The following is a 15,902-nucleotide window of genomic DNA, read 5'->3' as shown; positions in this document are numbered from 1 at the left end:
CGCGCGACAAAGGCCGCCCTCCGGACCCATGGGACAAACGTCACATGGATCCGGGGGGCGGCCGAGGCAGTCCCAGGCGGCCGGGCTCACCCCACCGAGCTGTACGCCACCACTCCGCGCAGCACCGCGTCCACCGCCTTGCGGGCGTTCTTCGCGACCGTGCTGTTCTCCCGGGGCGCCGCCGCCGCGACCTGGCCGAGCACGTCGATGACCTGCTTGCACCAGCGGACGAAGTCGCCGGCCGGCATCTCCGCGTCGCGCAGCACCTCGTCCAGGCCCTTGCCGGAGGCCCACCGGTGGACCGCCCACGCGAAGCCGAGATCGGGCTCCCGCTGCCCGACCCCCTCCGCCTGGTTGATCTTGAAGTCCTCCTCCAGGGCGTCGAGCCGCCCCCAGATGCGGACCATCTCGCCGAGCGCCGCCTTCGCGTCGCCCGCCGGGACCTTGGGCGGCCCCGCGTCGTCGGCCTGCCGCGACTCGTACACCAGCGCCGAGACGCACGCCGCCAGCTCGGCCGGGCCGAGGCCCTCCCAGACGCCTTCCCGCAGGCATTCGCTCGCGAGGAGGTCCAGCTCGCCGTAGAGCCTGGCCAGCCGCTTGCCGTGCTGCGTGACCTCGTCGCCGCGCAGGTAGTCCAGCTCGGTGAGGAGCGCCACGATCCGGTCGAACGTCCGGGCGATGGTGTTGGTGCGGCCCTCGATCCGGTTCTCCAGCTGGCGGGTGTCCCGCTGGAGCCGGTGGTACCGCTCGGCCCAGCGCGCGTGGTCCTCCCGCTCGTCGCACCCGTGGCACGGGTGGGCGCGCAGCTCCGTGCGGAGCCGGGCGATCTCCCGGTCGTCCGCGGCGGCGGCCCGCTCCCTGCGGTGCCGCTCGGGCACGATGTGACCGGCCTTCGAGCGCAGCGCGGAGGCGAGGTCACGGCGGGACTGCGGGGCGCGCGCGTTGAACGACTTCGGGATCCGCATCCGCTCCAGCACCTCCACGGGCACCGGGAAGTCCATCGACGCCAGCCGCTTGACCTGCCGCTCGGCGGTGAGGACCAGCGGGCGCGGCCCGTCCTGGTACTCCATCCCGCGGTGGCCGTTGGACCGCCCGGCCGGCACGCCCGGGTCGAGGACCAGCGCGAGGCCGGCGAACTTCCCCGTCGGCACGTGGATGACATCGCCGGGCTTGAGCCGCTCCAGCGAGGACGCGGCGGCGGCCCTGCGCTGGGCGGCGCCCTGCTTGGCGAGGTCCGTCTCGCGGTCCTTGAGGTCGCGGCGCAGCCGAGCGTACTCCTCGAAGTCCCCGAGGTGGCAGGTCATGCCCGCCTTGTAGCCGTCGAGTCCCTCCTCGTTCTTCTGCACCTGCCGGGAGATCCCGACGACCGACTTGTCGGCCTGGAACTGCGCGAAGGACGTCTCCAGCAGCTCGCGCGAGCGGTGCCTGCCGAACTGCTGGGTGAGGTTCACCGCCATGTTGTACGACGGGCGGAAGCTGGAGCGCAGCGGATACGTCCTGGTCCCGGCCAGGCCGGCGAGCGCGCCCGGGTCCATGCCGCGCTGCCAGAGCACCACGGCGTGGCCCTCGACGTCGATGCCCCGCCGCCCGGCGCGGCCGGTCAGCTGGGTGTACTCGCCGGGGGTGATGTCGGCGTGCTGCTCGCCGTTCCACTTGACGAGCTTCTCCAGGACCACGGACCGCGCGGGCATGTTGATGCCCAGGGCCAGCGTCTCGGTGGCGAAGACCGCCTTGACCAGGCCCTTCACGAACAGCTCCTCGACGACCTCCTTGAAGGTCGGCAGCATGCCCGCGTGGTGGGCGGCGATGCCCCGCTCCAGGCCCTCCAGCCACTCGTAGTACCCGAGGACGTGCAGGTCCTCGCCCGGGATGGAGGCCGTGCGCTCCTCGACGATCTCGCGGACCCGCTGCCGCTGCTCGTCGTTGTTGAGCCGCAGCCCGGCGAACATGCACTGCTGTACGGCGGCCTCGCACGCGGCGCGGCTGAAGATGAACGTGATCGCGGGGAGCAGGCCCTCGGCCGCCAGCCGCTCGATGACCTCGGGCCGTGAGGGCGTCCAGATCCGGCTGCGCTGTCTGCGCTCGCGCTCCCGGTCGGCCTCGCGGACCATCTTGCCACGGCGGCGGTCGCGCGGGTTGTACGTCCGCTGGTTCTCCATCCGGGCCAGCCGGACCAGGTCGGGGTTGGTCTCCCGCTTGGCGACGCCCCGGCCGCCGTGGTCGCTCTCCTCCTCGAACAGGTCGTACATCCGGCGGCCGGCCATCACGTGCTGCCACAGCGGCACGGGGCGGTGCTCGGAGACGATCACCTGGGTGTCGCCGCGGACGGTGTCCAGCCAGTCGCCGAACTCCTCCGCGTTCGACACCGTCGCCGACAGCGAGACCAGCGTGACCGACTCGGGGAGGTGGATGATCACCTCTTCCCAGACGGCGCCCCGGAAGCGGTCGGAGAGGTAGTGCACCTCGTCCATCACGACATAGCCGAGGCCGAGCAGCGACTGCGAGCCCGCGTACAGCATGTTCCGCAGGACTTCCGTGGTCATCACGACCACGGGCGCGTCCGAATTGACGCTGTTGTCCCCGGTCAGCAGGCCCACCTTGTCGGCGCCGTAGCGCTTGCACAGGTCGGCGTACTTCTGGTTGGACAGCGCCTTGATCGGCGTGGTGTAGAAACACTTGCGGCCCTCGGCCAGGGCCAGGTGGACGGCGAACTCGCCGACGATGGTCTTGCCCGACCCGGTGGGCGCCGCGACGAGCACGCCCTTTCCGGCTTCCAGTGCCTCGCAGGCCTCGATCTGGAACGGGTCCAGCCCGAAGTCGTACATCTCACGGAAGGGGGCGAGCGCCGTGGCCTGCTCGGCGGCGCGGATCCGGGAAGCGGCGTACCGCTCGGCTGGGGAGAGGTCCTCTGTCATCTTGTTGACGAGCCTACCCGTCACCTCTGACAGTCAGCCCGATCTTTATCCGTCCTTGGAATGCGCCTCGCGCGTGCTCCGAGCGCCCAGGACCCGTACCGCGCCCGGCACGCAGACGGCGGTGAGCGGCAGCGGGCCGAGCCGTTCCCCGTCCGCCCAGCCGGTGAGCCCGGGCGCGGCCAGCGTCACCCGGGCGGCGCGGTGGACGGTGACGGCGGGGTGGCCGAGGTGGGTGCCGCGGTAGACGCGGGGGAAGACGGTGAGCAGGGTCGTACGGGAGCAGCGTCCGACGACCGTCACGTCGAGGAGGCCGTCGTCGGTCCGCGCGCCGGCGCAGACGCGCATGCCGCCGCCGTACGAGGAGCCGTTGCCCACGGCCACGAGCGTGGCCTCGATCTCCCGCTCGGCGCCGTCGTCCAGGGTCAGGCGGTACGGGACGGGCCGGAAGGCGGCCAGTTCGGCGAGCATCGCGAGGTCGTACCGGGCGCGCCCGCGCGGCCACCGCATCCGGTTGCCCCGCTCGTTGACCCGGGAGTCGAAGCCGGTGGCCAGGACGGTGCCGAACCAGGTCCCGCCCGCCCTCCCCAGGTCGACGGGCGACCCGCCGTCCCGCGCGAACGCGTCGGCGGCGAGGCGCCCGGCGGCGGCCGGGTCGCGGACGGGCAGTCCGAGGGTCCTGGCGAAGTCGTTGCCGGTGCCAACGGCGACGACCCCGAGCGGGGTGGCCGTGCCGGCGACGGCCTGGAGGGCGAGGGAGACCGTGCCGTCGCCGCCGACGGCGATCAGCGCGCGCGTCCCGGCCGCGACGGCGGCCCGGGCCCGCCGCAGGGTGTCGGCGGGGTCGGTGCCGGTGACGGTGGTGACGGAGAGGCCGGCGGCCCGGAACGCGGAAGCGGCCGGCCGCGCGGCGTGCGCGCCCCGGCCGCGTTGCGCGGTGGGAGGGACGAGGAGGGTGATCTCCCCGGTCACGGCCGCCCCCGCGGCCCGGACCGCCCGCGGAGCGGGGCGGCCGGTCTCACGTGACGTCGTCGTATCCGTTGACCCGGTGCGAGGACCGGCCGCCGTCGGACTGGGCGGGCAGGGCCCGGGAGGCGCTGACCCTCTCGATCTCGCCGACGCTCTCGGGGACCAGGTCGAGATCCGACGCCTCGTCGTCGTCCAGCTCGGCGTCCGGGTCCTTCCGCTTCCTGCGCCGGTCGTTGAGCATCGAGACCGCGACCGCGAGGAAGTACAGGATGATGATCGGCACGGACAGCGCCAGCATGCCGACCGGGTCGGTCGTGGGGGTGGCGACGGCGCCGAACACGAAGACGCCCATGACCACGATCCGCCACCAGCCCGCCATCCGCTTGCCGGTCACCAGGCCGGTGAAGTTGAGCATCACCAGCAGGAGCGGCAGCTCGAACGCGGCGCCGAAGACCAGGACCATCCTGACGCTGAAGTCGAGGATCTTGTCCATCGGCAGGATGTTGGACGAACCGTCCGGGGTGATGCCGAGCAGCACCCTCATGCTGACCGGCAGGACGATGTACGCCAGGGTGGCGCCGCCCAGGAACAGCGGGACGGCCGCACTGACGAACGCGTACGTGTACCGCTTCTCGTGCTTGTGCAGTCCCGGGGCGACGAACGCCCACAGCTGGTAGAGCCACACCGGGCTGCTGAGGATGACGCCCGCCATGAGACTCACCTTGACGGTGGTCGTGAACGGCGACAGCAGGTCGGTGTAGGCCACCACCGCACAGGATCCGCCCGTGGCCTCACCCAGTCCGGTGTGGCAGCGCGGCACCGGGTCGGAGAGGAACTTCATCAGGGGTTCGCTGTAGAAGGCGGCGGCGATCGCGACGATCGCGATGGCCAGCATCCCCTTCGCGAGCCGGTTGCGCAGCTCTCGGAGATGAGCCACCAGCGGCATGCGCCCCTCGGGGTCCTGCTCCTGCTTGCGGCGGGCAGACTTGAGCAACCCACGTCCTCATCTCGTGCGGCGGACGGCCGCCGACAACGGCGCCCGCTTCGGCCCGGGTGTCAGTGCTTCGTCGAGTCCGTCGGCTCGGCCACGGGGCGCGCACTGGTCACGTCACCGGGGGCGGCACGGATCGTGCGGGGCACGACCTGATCCTGCGTGGGCTCGAACGGCGGCTCGGCGGGGGTGGCCACGGGCTGCCCCTCCGACTTCATCGCCTTGGCCTCGCTCTTGAGGATGCGCGCGGACTTGCCCAGGGAACGCGCCATGTCGGGAAGCTTCTTCGCACCGAACAGCAGGACGACCACGATAAGGATGAGAATGATCTCGGGGGCTCCGAGCCTTCCGAACATAAGATTTACCTTCTCACCGAGGCGGCATTATTTGGACGAGTCTGGTCAAACACCGCCGGACAGTCGTCCAACGGGTTACGGGAGCGATCGTAACGCGAAGGGGGTAAACAGCAGGAATAAACTTCGCGAAGCCCTCACGCGCGGCCCGTACCCCGCTACCTGAGCCGCGCTTCGCAGCGTACCCCCCTGAATGAGGCGGCGAGAAGGGGGTCATCGTCACCGCAGCGCGTCCCCCGTCGCCGCCAGGCGCGTCGCCGCGTCCTCCAGGTCCCCCGCCGCGCGGTTGATCCGCTCCGTCGTCGCGGCCACCTGACGGCCCAGTCGCCGGACTTCGAGGAAGACGCGGATCCCCAGGACGCCGAGCACGGCGATCCCGCAGAAACCCAGGGCGATGGCGAGCATGGGCCAGAACATGCCGCAGAGCCTAGCTCGTCGGGGCCGGCTCCCGGGGCAGGGCGGGCCCGGGGCCACCGGGCTCGGGCACCGCCGCCGCCAGCCTGAGCGTCCGTACGCCGCCGCGCGTGAGCAGCTCGACTATCCGCTCCCCCGCCGGCTTGCGCACCGCCGCCTCGCACTCGGGGCACACGAACGAGTAGAACGTGGTGCGCCGGCTCGCCCCTATCGCCAGGCGCAGCGCGCCCGCGGAGAGTTCGAAGCGGGCACGGCACTCCGGGCAGGCCGCCTTGAAAAGGACCGGGCCCACCATGGAGAGTTCGGACATCTCAGACATTGCCGACATCTTTCGTTCTCTCTCCTTCTCCGACCTTCACCGGCCTGTACCGGCCCGCCTACACGTCGTCCCCGTAGGCCGCCAGCGCCTCGCGGGCCGCCGACCGGGCACTGTCCGCCAGCTCCGGCGGCGACACGATCCTGCCGTCCCCGCCCAGCCGCAGCGCCAGCCGCCTCAACGACGCGGGCGCGGGCGTCCGCAGGGTGATGCGCAGCCCGCCGTCGGGCAACTCCTCGGCACTGTCGTGCGGGTAGTACTCGGCCACCCACCGGCCACCGGGCCCCACCTCCACGACCACCTCGGGATCGTCCGCCGACGGCTGCACCAGCCCCGCCGACAGGTCCCGCAGTTCCAGCTCCGGGGGCGCCGCCGGGGCGTCCAGCAGCCTGATCTCGGCCACCCGGTCGAGACGGAACGTACGCCGGGCCTCGGAGAGCCGGCACCACGCCTCCATGTACGTGTGCCCGACCGCGAACAGCCGGATCGGGTCGACCTCACGCTCCGTCAACTCGTCGCGCGCCGGGGAGTAGTAACGCAACCACAGCCGCCGCCGCTCCGAGATGGCCCGGTCGACCTCGGCGAACACCCCGCCCTCCGACTCGAAGGTGACGGACAGCCGCGCACTGGCCCCCGCCGCCTCCCCCGCCGCCGTCTCCAGCTTGGCGGTGGCCCGCAGCAGCGCCTGCCGGTCGCCCTCGCGCAGCCCCGGCAGGGTGGCGACCGCGCGGGCCGCGACCAGCAGCGCCGTCGCCTCGTCCGCCGCGAGCCGCAGCGGCTCCGCCACGTCGTCCGGGTTGTGCCACCAGATCCGGTCGCCGTCGGTGTCGATGTCCAGCAGGTCGCCGCCGCGGAAACTCGTCCCGCACATCGGCAGCACGTCGAGGTCGGAGATCAACTCGTCCTCGGTGATCCCGAAGGCGCGCGCGACATCACTGACATGCGCGCCGGGACGCTCCCGCAGATAGGTCACCAGCGAGAGCATCCGCCGGGTCTGGTCGATGGCGTTGGCTGCCATGGTGTACGAGTTCCCCTCAGGCCGTGTCGATCGGATCTTGCCCGGACCGCGAACCGGGCCGTGGTCCCGTGACGCCCCGGGCCGTGTCTAACCCTTGGCCACGGCGCGCAGCCGCTCCACGACGTCGGCCCGCAGGTCCGCCGGCTCCACCACCGCCACGTCCGGGCCGAATTCCACCAGCCAGGCGTCGAGACCGTGACCGTACGGGATCTCCAGCTCGTCCCAGCCGTCGCCCAGCGCCCGCGACGACACCGCCCGCGAACGCAGCGGATACCCCGCGCCCGCCCGCAGCCTGATGAGCGCCGACCGGGTCGCCGTCTCCCCCGCCCAGCTCTCCACCGTCTCCCGCACGGTGACCACGTCGGGCACCGGCGCCCCGAACGTCCCGGAGCGGGAGCGGACCCGGCCGGTGATCCTGGACAGCCGGAAGACCCGCTCGGCGCCCCGGTCCCGGTCCCAGCCCGCCAGGTACCAGTGCCCGCGCCAGCACTCCAGCGTCCACGGCTCCACCTGGCGGGTCTCCGCCACGGCCGCGTTGCCCTTGCGGTAGTCGAAGACGACGGGCCGCCGGTCACGGCAGGCCAGCATCAGCGGCTCGAACGCGGCCTCGTGGACGGGGATGCGCGGCTCCAGGGCGCTGTGGTGCGCCTCGTACGAGTCCTCCGCCTCCGGCATCCCGGCGGCCCGCAGCTTCTGGAGCGCCCCGCTGGCCGCGCCGGCCAGCCGTGCCTGCTGCCACACCTTGGCCGCCAGGCCCAGCGCCGCGGCCTCCTCGGCGTCCAGGGTGATCGCCGGCAGCCGGTTGCTGTCCCGCCGGGCCAGGTAGCCGGTGTCCCCGTCGAGGTTCTCGACCGTTTCGATGACCAGGCCCAGCTCGCGCAGGTCGTCCTTGTCGCGCTCGAACATCCGGTTGAACGCGTCGTCGGTGCCGGCCTCCAGATACGCCTCGATGGAGCCGCGCAGTTCACGTTTGCTGAGGGGGCGGCGCGTGCCGAGCAGACACAGCGCCAGATTCATCAATCGCTCGGCCTTGGCAATGGCCATCGACGCTCTGCTCCCCTTCGGTCGTGCGGGATCGTGCGCTGCCCGCCCGTTGACCGTACCGCCACGGGGTGACGCGGCAAAGCCGAGGGCCCATGCCGGTCAGCATGGGCCCTCGGGGTGTCCTGATGTGATCAGACAGCGACCAGATCGCAGACAAAGATCAGCGTCTCGCCCGGGCCGATGTCCCGGCCGGCGCCCCGGTCCCCGTACGCCAGGTCCGCCGGGATGATCAGCTGGCGGCGGCCGCCGACCCGCATGCCCTGCACGCCCTGGTCCCAGCCCTTGATGACCTGTCCCACACCGAGCTGGAACTTCAGCGGCGTACCACGGTTCCAGGACGAGTCGAACTCCTCGCCCGTGGAGAAGGCCACGCCCACGTAGTGGACGGAGACGGTGTCACCCGCCTTCGCGACCTCCCCGTCGCCTTCCCAGATCTCCTTGATGTCCAGCTCGACCGGGGGCTCGCCGCCCGGGAAGTCGACCTCGGGCTTCTCGATGCTCACGTGTTCACTCCTAGGAACGCTGTCTCAAACCGTGCCAGTCTCGCAGACGGCCGTCAGACCTTGCCGACGATGTCGACCACGAAGACCAGCGTGTTCTTCTGGAGCTCGTTGCCGTCCACGGCGCCGTAGCCGTCCTTCGGCGGGATGACCAGCTCGACCCGGTCACCGACGTGCTTGCCGGTCAGGCCCTTGTCCCAGCCCGCGACGACCGAGCCCGTACCGATCTGGAAGGCGATCGCGCCGCCGTGGTCCCAGGACGAGTCGAACTTCTTGCCGTCCTCCCACTTCACCCCGGTGTACTGCCCGATCAGGCCCTCGCCCGCCTTCACCTCGGGGCCGGTCCCCTGGATCAGGACCTGCTGCTCCAGCTCCTTCGGAGCCTTCTCACCCTTCGGGATGGTGATCGTGGCGGCCTTCTGGGACGTCGCCTTCACCGTGGGGAAACCCGCCTTCGGGGCGGCCTGCGTGCCCTTGGCCTCGGCCTTCGCGTCCACCGACGCCGCGTTCACCACGTCGACGACCCACACCAGGCCGTCGGTCGCCTTGATGCCCGACTGCGGGTTGAGACCCGCGCCGATCAGCGCCTGGGCCGTACCCTCCACCTCGACCCGGCTGCCCGTCTTCTGCCCGATGACCGCTTCCAGGACCTTGGCGGGGATCCGCTGGCTGCTCTGCTGGATACCCAGCTCGTTCAGCTGCGCCACCAGCTGGGGACGCGGCCCCTTCGTCTGGGCCTGCGCCTGCGCGGACCAGCTGCCGCCGAGGCTCTGGCCGTCCTTCATCGTCTGGCCCTCGAAGTCCAGGCGGACGAAGTTGTCCTTCGTGACCTTCGCGCCCTTGCCCTCGATGACCGTCGTCGCGATCAGCTTGTCCGAGGGCTTGGCGTCCTTCGGGGTGGTGATCTTGGGCTGGGCCCCGAACGCCCCCTCCACCTTGACCACGGGCTTCGACCCGCCCTCGTTGTCACCGCCGCCGCTGCTCTTGTCGTCCGAACCGCACGCCACGGCGGACAGCAGCAGGGCGGGCACGGCGAGTGCCACAGCGAGACGGCGCTTGTTCTTCGTGTGGTTCATGAGTCCAACCGGGCTAGGGGGGTGAGGGCAACGCCCGCCACTCTACGGCTTGTGCCCTTGCTATCAACCTCTCCCGACCGGCCCGACACGGCGGCGCGCCAGGACCACCGGGGTCCTGGCGCGCCGGCGTACCCGTGACGAGTGCCCCGACGGACACCCGTACGGACGGGGATCACATCCCCGCGATGAGCTTCTCCACCCGGTCGTCCACCGACCGGAAGGGGTCCTTGCACAGCACCGTGCGCTGCGCCTGGTCGTTGAGCTTGAGGTGGACCCAGTCGACGGTGAAGTCCCGCCGCTGCTCCTGCGCCCGGCGGATGAAGTCGCCGCGCAACCGCGCCCTGGTGGTCTGCGGGGGCACCGACTTGCCCTCGAAGATCTTCATGTCGTTGCAGATCCGCGCCGCCTGCCCGCGCTTCTCCAGGAGGTAGTACAGACCCCGCCGGCGGTGGATGTCGTGGTAGGCGAGGTCTATCTGCGCGACCCGCGGATTCGACATGGTCATGTTGTGCTTGGCCCGGTAGCGCTCGATCAGCTTGTACTTCATGACCCAGTCGATCTCCGTGCCGATCCGGTCGAGGTCCTCCGCCTCGATCGCGTCCAGCGTCCGGCCCCACAGCTCCAGGACCTGCGCGACCACACCGGTGCGGATGCCCCGGCGGTCCACGAAGTCCACGGCCTTCTCGTAGTACTCCCGCTGGACCTCGATCGCCGAGGCCTCCCGGCCGCTCGCCAGGCGCACCTTGCGCTGGCCCGTGATGTCGTGGCTGACCTCGCGGATCGCCCGGATCGGGTTCTCCAGGGTCAGGTCACGCATCACCGTGCCCGCCTCGATCATGCGCAGCACCAGGTCGGTGGCCCCGACCTTCAGCAGCATGGTCGTCTCGGACATGTTCGAGTCGCCGACGATCACATGCAGACGGCGGTAGCGCTCCGCGTCCGCGTGCGGCTCGTCACGGGTGTTGATGATCGGCCGGGAACGCGTCGTCGCGGAACTGACGCCCTCCCAGATGTGCTCGGCGCGCTGGCTCACGCAGTAGACCGCCCCGCGCGGCGTCTGGAGCACCTTGCCGGCGCCGCAGAGGAGCTGACGGGTCACGAGGAAGGGAATGAGGATGTCCGCGAGCCGGGAGAACTCTCCGTGACGGGCGACGAGATAGTTCTCGTGGCACCCGTACGAGTTTCCCGCCGAGTCGGTGTTGTTCTTGAAGAGATAGACGTCGCCCGCGATCCCCTCCTCGTGCAGGCGGCGTTCGGCGTCGACGAGCAGGCCTTCGAGAATGCGCTCGCCGGCCTTGTCGTGGGTGACCAGCTCGGTCACGTTGTCGCATTCGGGAGTCGCGTATTCCGGATGCGAACCGACATCGAGGTAGAGGCGGGCGCCGTTCCGCAGAAAGACATTGCTGCTGCGGCCCCATGAGACAACACGGCGGAAGAGGTAGCGCGCCACTTCGTCAGGTGACAGTCGGCGCTGTCCCCTGAACGTGCACGTGACGCCGTACTCGTTCTCCAGCCCGAAAATGCGGCGGTCCATGTCTGAACATTACGCCTGATGGCCTGAGCCCAAACCGGGTTCGGCCGCCCCGCTTCGATCATTTTCGATCCCGGGCGCGGCATTCGAAGGATGTACGGGCCCCGAGAGCACCCGCCGCGTGGCCAGCAGGACCAGCAGCGCCGCCGCCCCGCCCGCCCCCGCCACCGCGAAACTCGCCGACGTCCCCGCCCACTCCACCACCGGTCCCGCCACCGCCGTACCCAGCGCCGCGCCCACCCCGAACGTGGTGACGAGCCACGAGAACGCCTCCGTCACCGTGCCCCGCGGGGCGTGCCGGTCCACCACCAGGAAGGCACACGCGATGGCCGGCGCGAGGAACAGCCCGGCGACCGCCGCGAACACCGTCATCGTCAGAACGCCGGGGGTGAGGATCAGCGGCAGATAGCCGAGCGCCAGCAGCGCCACGATCACCCGCAGCCGTCCCTCCGGCGCCCCGGCCCACTCCCGCGCCCCGTACACCGTGCCGCCCACCAGCGCCCCCAGCCCCAGCGCCGCCATCAGCCACGTGTACACCGCCTCCCGGCCGTGGTCGTCCGCGTACGCCACCCCCGCGACCGTGATCGAGCCCAGCGCGATCCCCACGAACAGGAACGCCCCCAGCAGCGCCAGCAGCCCCGGCGAGCGCAGCGCGCCCAGCCAGTGCGCCTCACGCCGCGCCGAACGCCACGCCCGCGACGGCTCCGACACCACGACCGACAGCGCGCCCAGCACCCCGACCGCGTTCAGGACCAGCAGCGCGGCGCCCGGCGACCACAGCGAGACCAGCAGCGTCACGAGCAGCGGGCCGACCGTGAACATCACCTCCTGCGCCACCGCGTCCATCGCGTACGCCCGGTGCACCCGCTCCTCGGCGCCCAGCACCCCCGGCCACAGGGCCCGCAGCCCGCCCTCCAGCGGCGGCGTCGCCAGCCCCGCGACGCCCACGGCCGCGTACGCGACGGGCAGCGACCCGATGCCGGCGGCCACCAGCAGGACCGCGCCCAGCGCCGAGACCACGGCCGCGGGCAGCTGGACGCGCGGCTGGCCGTACAGGTCCACCGCCCTGCCCAGCAGCGGCTGGCCGACCGCGTTGGCGATGCCGTACACCGCCGCCAGGCCGCCCGCCAGGCTGTAACTACCGCCCGCGGCGCGCACGAGCAGGACGATGGCGATGGGGGCCGTGGCGTTCGGCAGCCGCCCCACCAGCGTGCCCGTGAGCAGCCGTGCGGCGTGCGGTGCCTTGAGTATGTCTGCGTACCCCGCGGCCATGTCCCGTCCCCTCGTGCCCGGCGTGGCCGGATCCCGCTCGGTCTCACCGAGTTTTACGTATAACCTGTGGACGTCATACGTACCATGAGCGCAGTCCGCAGGTCCACACCACCGAGGTCGTCCGCCATGCCAGCACAGCCCCCGCGGCCCACCAGCCGGGACGTGGCCCGCGCCGCGGGCGTCTCCCAGGCCACCGTGTCGCTCGTCCTCGGCGACAAATGGCGCGGCAGGGTCTCCGCCCCGACCGTCGCACTCGTCCGCGACACCGCCCGCGCCCTCGGCTACACCCCCAACCTCGCCGCCCGCAGCCTGCGCCTCGGCCGCACCAGGACCGCCCTGCTCGTCGTCCCCGCCCTCACCAACGAGTTCTTCGCCCGCGTCTACACCGGCGCCGCCGCCGTCGCCGCCGAACACGACTTCGGCGTCGTCATCTACCCCTCACCCGCCGGCATCGGACCCGCCAAGGACCCCTTCGGCTCCGCCCGCACCGCCCTCGACGGCGTCATCGCCTCCTCCATGGCCGCCGACGCCCTCCACGCCATCCGCGCCACCGGACTCCCCCTCGTCATGCTCGACAGCGACCCGGCGGCCCCCGGCGCCGCCGCACAGGTCAACCTCGACATCGCCGACGGCTTCCGGCAGGTCACCGCACACCTCCTCGGCCTCGGCCACCGGCGCCTCCTCCACCTCGCCTCCCCCGTCGACTCCTGGACCTTCGGCGTCCGCGCCCGCGCCCTCGCCGACGCCGTCCGCCACCAGCCCGACGCGACCGTCACCACCGTGACCGCGCCCTTCGACGTCACCGCCGCCAAGGACGCCACCCTCCGCGCCCTCACCGCCCCCGGCCCCCGCCCCACCGCCGTCGTCTGCGACGGCGACATCTTCGCCGCGGGCGCCTGCAAGGCCGTACGCCACCTCGGCCTGCGCGTCCCCCACGACGTGTCCGTCACCGGCTTCGACGACCTCGCCCTCGCCACCGCCGTCGAACCCGAACTCACCACCGTGCGCCTCCCCGCCGAACAGGTCGGAGAACGCGGCATGACCGCGCTCCTCGCCGTCCTCGACGGCCGCCGCCCCGAACCCGGCGACCTCCCCGTCTCCCTCGTCGTCCGCGGCTCCACCGCCCCCGCGCCGCACGACAAAGCGCCGGACAGGCCACTGATCGGCCCGCCCGGCGCATAGAGCTTCCGGCGCGTACAACACTTCCGGTGCGGTACGGCGGGGACGCGGCGCCCCCGCCCCACGCCCCCTACTTGTCGCTGTCCTTGTCCGGCGACGTCCCGCCCTTACCGGACTCCCCCGAACCCGAGGCACCCGTGTCCGAGTCGTCCGTGTCCGACGGCGCGTCCGTCGGGGTCGACGCCGCACCGTCCGCCTCCAGCAGACGGGCCAGCTGACGCCCCACCACCCGCTTGAACTTCCGCGCCTGCGGACGCTCACGGTCCAGGACCGCCACCTCCAGCCGCTCGGCCGGAATCTCCCGCTCACCACCGTTGGTGTCCCGCGACAGCGCCTGCACCGCCAGCTTCAACGCCTCCGCGAGCGACATGCCCTCACGATGCTGCTGATCCAGGAACGTACTGATCTGCTCCGCGTTCCCGCCCACCGCGACCGAGCCGTGCTCGTCCACGATCGAACCGTCGTGCGGCAACCGGTAGATCTGGTCACCGTCCGGCGTGGCACCCACCTCGGCCACCACCAGCTCCACCTCGTACGGCTTCTCACCGGCACTGGAGAAGATCGTGCCCAGCGTCTGCGCGTACACGTTGGCGAGCCCACGGGCCGTCACGTCGTCGCGGTCATAGGTGTAGCCACGCAGATCCGCGTAGCGCACACCACCGATCCGCAGATTCTCGTACTCGTTGTACTTGCCGGCGGCCGCGAAGCCGATCCGGTCGTAGATCTCGCTGAACTTGTGCAGCGCCCGGGACGGGTTCTCGCCGACGAACACGATGCCGTCGGCGTACTGGAGCACAACCAGACTGCGACCGCGGGCAATGCCCTTCCTGGCGTATTCCGCCCGGTCGGCCATCGCCTGCTGGGGTGAGACATAGAACGGCGTCGACACCGGCTATCCGTCCCTTTCTGTCAGTGGCATGGTGTTCAGAAGAGGGGTGGCGGTCAGAGCAGCGCGGCGCGCGGACCGTCGGGCTGTTGCAGGCGACGCTCCAGGATCGAGCGGGCGATCTCGGCGGACTCCGTGTCGTTCAGCCTCCGGAACCCGTCCTCCGTGATGACCGTGACGATCGGGTAGATCCGGCGGGCCACGTCCGGGCCGCCCGTCGCCGAGTCGTCGTCCGCCGCGTCGTACAGCGCCTGGATCACCAGCGTCGTCGCCTGCTGCTCCGTCAGCTCGTCGTGGAAGAGCTTCTTCATCGCCCCCCGGGCGAAGATGGAGCCGGACCCGGTGGACGCGTACCCCGTCTCCTCCGAGCGGCCGCCCGTCACGTCGTACGAGAAGATGCGGCCCTTGCCGCGGTCCACGTCGTAGCCGGCGAAGAGCGGGACGACGGCCAGGCCCTGCATGGCCATGGCCAGATTGCTGCGGATCATCGTGGAGAGCCGGTTGGCCTTGCCCTCCAGGGAGAGCGTGGCCCCCTCGACCTTCTCGAAGTGCTCCAGCTCCAGCTGGAAGAGCTTCACCATCTCCACGGCCAGACCCGCCGTGCCCGCGATACCCACGGCCGAGTACTCGTCGGCCGGGAAGACCTTCTCGATGTCGCGCTGGGCGATCATGTTCCCCATGGTCGCCCGCCGGTCACCGGCCAGCACCACACCACCCGGGAACGTCACCGCGACGATCGTCGTCCCGTGCGGCGCCTCGATCGCACCCTGGAGAGGCGGCAGCGACCGCCGGCCCGGCAGCATCTCCGGCGACTGCGCGGACAGGAAATCCATGAACGAGGACGACCCGGGCGTCAGGAAGGCAGCTGGTAGACGCCCGGTGCTACGAGTGTTGGCTTCCACGCGTTTCCCTCCAGATAAGCGATGGCGCGACGCAAGGTGTCGGGATCGTCTCCCAACTTACCGATGGCCGAATTGCAGTTGAAGCACAGTACGCCACGGACCCTACCCGTCTCATGACAGTGATCCACATGAACTGCCGGAGCAGCTGAACGGATCGGGCGGGTCGTCAATTCCGCCGTGAAGCGGCTCGAGCGCCCTACGAGACAGGTGCTCCCCATAGCGGGAGCACCCTTCCGGCCTCGTTCACGTACGTGACTACTGTCCGCCCTTTTGCACGAAGGACCTCACGAAGTCCTCTGCGTTCTCTTCGAGTACATCGTCAATTTCGTCAAGAACTGAGTCCACGTCGTCCGACAGCTTTTCCTGTCGTTCCTTGAGGTCCTCGGTCGTGGCGGCGTCCTGTGTCTGCTCCTCGACCTCCTCCGTGGAACGCGTCGCCTTCTGCTGTCCGCCGCCTGTGTCCTTGGTCGCCATATCCCTCACACCCCGCTCGGTTCGCCCCGCTCGATGTGACCTTCTTGATCAGACCCTACAAGCCG

The 15,902-nt window shown here is 71.1% G+C and carries 16 protein-coding genes and 1 pseudogene; 1 reads left to right on the top strand and 16 read right to left on the bottom strand.

All coding sequences use genetic code 11. The features are described from left to right. Positions 1 to 86: 86 nt before the first annotated feature. From HA039_RS28005 to HA039_RS27950, 12 genes are all read right to left on the bottom strand, one after another. Positions 87 to 2,915: a DEAD/DEAH box helicase gene (locus HA039_RS28005; protein ID WP_167034126.1), complete on the bottom strand. Its 2,829-nt coding sequence runs from the start codon at positions 2,913 to 2,915 to the stop codon at positions 87 to 89. Positions 2,916 to 2,960: 45 nt separating this feature from the next. After that, a complete protein-coding gene (locus HA039_RS28000; protein WP_167034125.1) occupies positions 2,961 to 3,884 on the bottom strand; it encodes a diacylglycerol kinase in 924 nt (307 codons plus the stop codon). Positions 3,885 to 3,930: 46 nt separating this feature from the next. After that, positions 3,931 to 4,827, bottom strand: coding sequence for a twin-arginine translocase subunit TatC (tatC, locus tag HA039_RS27995; protein WP_167037726.1), 897 nt, complete (start codon positions 4,825 to 4,827; stop codon positions 3,931 to 3,933). Positions 4,828 to 4,937: 110 nt separating this feature from the next. Beyond that, entirely contained in the window at positions 4,938 to 5,228 is a 291-nt protein-coding gene (tatA, locus tag HA039_RS27990; protein ID WP_167034124.1) for a Sec-independent protein translocase subunit TatA, read from the bottom strand. 216 nt (positions 5,229 to 5,444) lie between these two features. Further along, on the bottom strand, positions 5,445 to 5,642 hold the full coding sequence (locus HA039_RS27985) for a hypothetical protein (protein ID WP_167034123.1): 198 nt from the start codon (positions 5,640 to 5,642) through the stop codon (positions 5,445 to 5,447). Between the two features lie 10 nt (positions 5,643 to 5,652). Beyond that, on the bottom strand, positions 5,653 to 5,967 hold the full coding sequence (locus HA039_RS27980; protein WP_167034122.1) for a hypothetical protein: 315 nt from the start codon (positions 5,965 to 5,967) through the stop codon (positions 5,653 to 5,655). Between the two features lie 49 nt (positions 5,968 to 6,016). Next, entirely contained in the window at positions 6,017 to 6,973 is a 957-nt protein-coding gene (locus tag HA039_RS27975) for a helix-turn-helix transcriptional regulator (protein ID WP_167034121.1), read from the bottom strand. An 87-nt stretch (positions 6,974 to 7,060) separates the two neighbouring features. After that, a complete protein-coding gene (locus HA039_RS27970; protein ID WP_167034120.1) occupies positions 7,061 to 8,017 on the bottom strand; it encodes a helix-turn-helix transcriptional regulator in 957 nt (318 codons plus the stop codon). 131 nt (positions 8,018 to 8,148) lie between these two features. Then, positions 8,149 to 8,520 (bottom strand): FKBP-type peptidyl-prolyl cis-trans isomerase, encoded by a 372-nt coding sequence (locus HA039_RS27965; protein WP_167034119.1) that lies wholly within the window; start codon positions 8,518 to 8,520, stop codon positions 8,149 to 8,151. Between the two features lie 53 nt (positions 8,521 to 8,573). Next, positions 8,574 to 9,593 (bottom strand): FKBP-type peptidyl-prolyl cis-trans isomerase, encoded by a 1,020-nt coding sequence (locus HA039_RS27960; protein WP_167034118.1) that lies wholly within the window; start codon positions 9,591 to 9,593, stop codon positions 8,574 to 8,576. A 172-nt stretch (positions 9,594 to 9,765) separates the two neighbouring features. Further along, complete coding sequence (gene pafA / locus HA039_RS27955; protein ID WP_161312519.1) at positions 9,766 to 11,127, bottom strand: Pup--protein ligase; 1,362 nt, start codon at positions 11,125 to 11,127, stop codon at positions 9,766 to 9,768. 9 nt (positions 11,128 to 11,136) lie between these two features. After that, entirely contained in the window at positions 11,137 to 12,396 is a 1,260-nt protein-coding gene (locus HA039_RS27950) for an MFS transporter (RefSeq protein WP_167034117.1), read from the bottom strand. A gap of 126 nt (positions 12,397 to 12,522) precedes the next feature. Between HA039_RS27950 and HA039_RS27945 the strand changes: the two genes are divergently transcribed. After that, on the top strand, positions 12,523 to 13,578 hold the full coding sequence (locus HA039_RS27945; protein WP_208298725.1) for a LacI family DNA-binding transcriptional regulator: 1,056 nt from the start codon (positions 12,523 to 12,525) through the stop codon (positions 13,576 to 13,578). A gap of 67 nt (positions 13,579 to 13,645) precedes the next feature. Here the strand turns inward: HA039_RS27945 and prcA are convergent, their stop codons facing one another. The 4 genes and pseudogenes from prcA to HA039_RS27925 form a co-directional block, all read right to left on the bottom strand. Then, the gene (gene prcA / locus HA039_RS27940; protein WP_167034115.1) at positions 13,646 to 14,464 is read right to left on the bottom strand and encodes a proteasome subunit alpha; all 819 of its coding nucleotides are present in this window, start codon (positions 14,462 to 14,464) and stop codon (positions 13,646 to 13,648) included. Between the two features lie 53 nt (positions 14,465 to 14,517). After that, positions 14,518 to 15,363, bottom strand: coding sequence for a proteasome subunit beta (prcB, locus tag HA039_RS27935; RefSeq protein WP_167034114.1), 846 nt, complete (start codon positions 15,361 to 15,363; stop codon positions 14,518 to 14,520). After that, positions 15,315 to 15,509, bottom strand: a pseudogene (locus HA039_RS27930) (endonuclease VII domain-containing protein); the annotation flags it as partial. The gene prcB and the pseudogene HA039_RS27930, both read right to left, overlap by 49 nt. A 109-nt stretch (positions 15,510 to 15,618) precedes the next feature. After that, positions 15,619 to 15,837 (bottom strand): ubiquitin-like protein Pup, encoded by a 219-nt coding sequence (locus HA039_RS27925; RefSeq protein ID WP_167034113.1) that lies wholly within the window; start codon positions 15,835 to 15,837, stop codon positions 15,619 to 15,621. Positions 15,838 to 15,902 lie beyond the last annotated feature (65 nt).

The organism is Streptomyces liangshanensis, from assembly GCF_011694815.1.
Taxonomy (GTDB): Bacteria; Actinomycetota; Actinomycetes; order Streptomycetales; family Streptomycetaceae; genus Streptomyces; species Streptomyces liangshanensis.
Note: the sequence above shows the minus strand (reverse complement) of the source record. Positions and strands in the feature narration are given on the sequence as shown.

Coding starts and splice junctions, on each gene's coding strand:
- pafA (WP_161312519.1), bottom strand. CDS start 11,127: ATGGACCGCCGCATTTTCGGGCTGGAGAACGAGTACGGCGTCACGTGC.
- HA039_RS27960 (WP_167034118.1), bottom strand. CDS start 9,593: ATGAACCACACGAAGAACAAGCGCCGTCTCGCTGTGGCACTCGCCGTG.
- HA039_RS27945 (WP_208298725.1), top strand. CDS start 12,523: ATGCCAGCACAGCCCCCGCGGCCCACCAGCCGGGACGTGGCCCGCGCC.
- HA039_RS27975 (WP_167034121.1), bottom strand. CDS start 6,973: ATGGCAGCCAACGCCATCGACCAGACCCGGCGGATGCTCTCGCTGGTG.
- tatA (WP_167034124.1), bottom strand. CDS start 5,228: ATGTTCGGAAGGCTCGGAGCCCCCGAGATCATTCTCATCCTTATCGTG.
- HA039_RS27985 (WP_167034123.1), bottom strand. CDS start 5,642: ATGTTCTGGCCCATGCTCGCCATCGCCCTGGGTTTCTGCGGGATCGCC.
- HA039_RS27925 (WP_167034113.1), bottom strand. CDS start 15,837: ATGGCGACCAAGGACACAGGCGGCGGACAGCAGAAGGCGACGCGTTCC.
- HA039_RS28005 (WP_167034126.1), bottom strand. CDS start 2,915: ATGACAGAGGACCTCTCCCCAGCCGAGCGGTACGCCGCTTCCCGGATC.
- HA039_RS27980 (WP_167034122.1), bottom strand. CDS start 5,967: ATGTCGGCAATGTCTGAGATGTCCGAACTCTCCATGGTGGGCCCGGTC.
- tatC (WP_167037726.1), bottom strand. CDS start 4,827: ATGCCGCTGGTGGCTCATCTCCGAGAGCTGCGCAACCGGCTCGCGAAG.
- HA039_RS27970 (WP_167034120.1), bottom strand. CDS start 8,017: ATGGCCATTGCCAAGGCCGAGCGATTGATGAATCTGGCGCTGTGTCTG.
- HA039_RS27950 (WP_167034117.1), bottom strand. CDS start 12,396: ATGGCCGCGGGGTACGCAGACATACTCAAGGCACCGCACGCCGCACGG.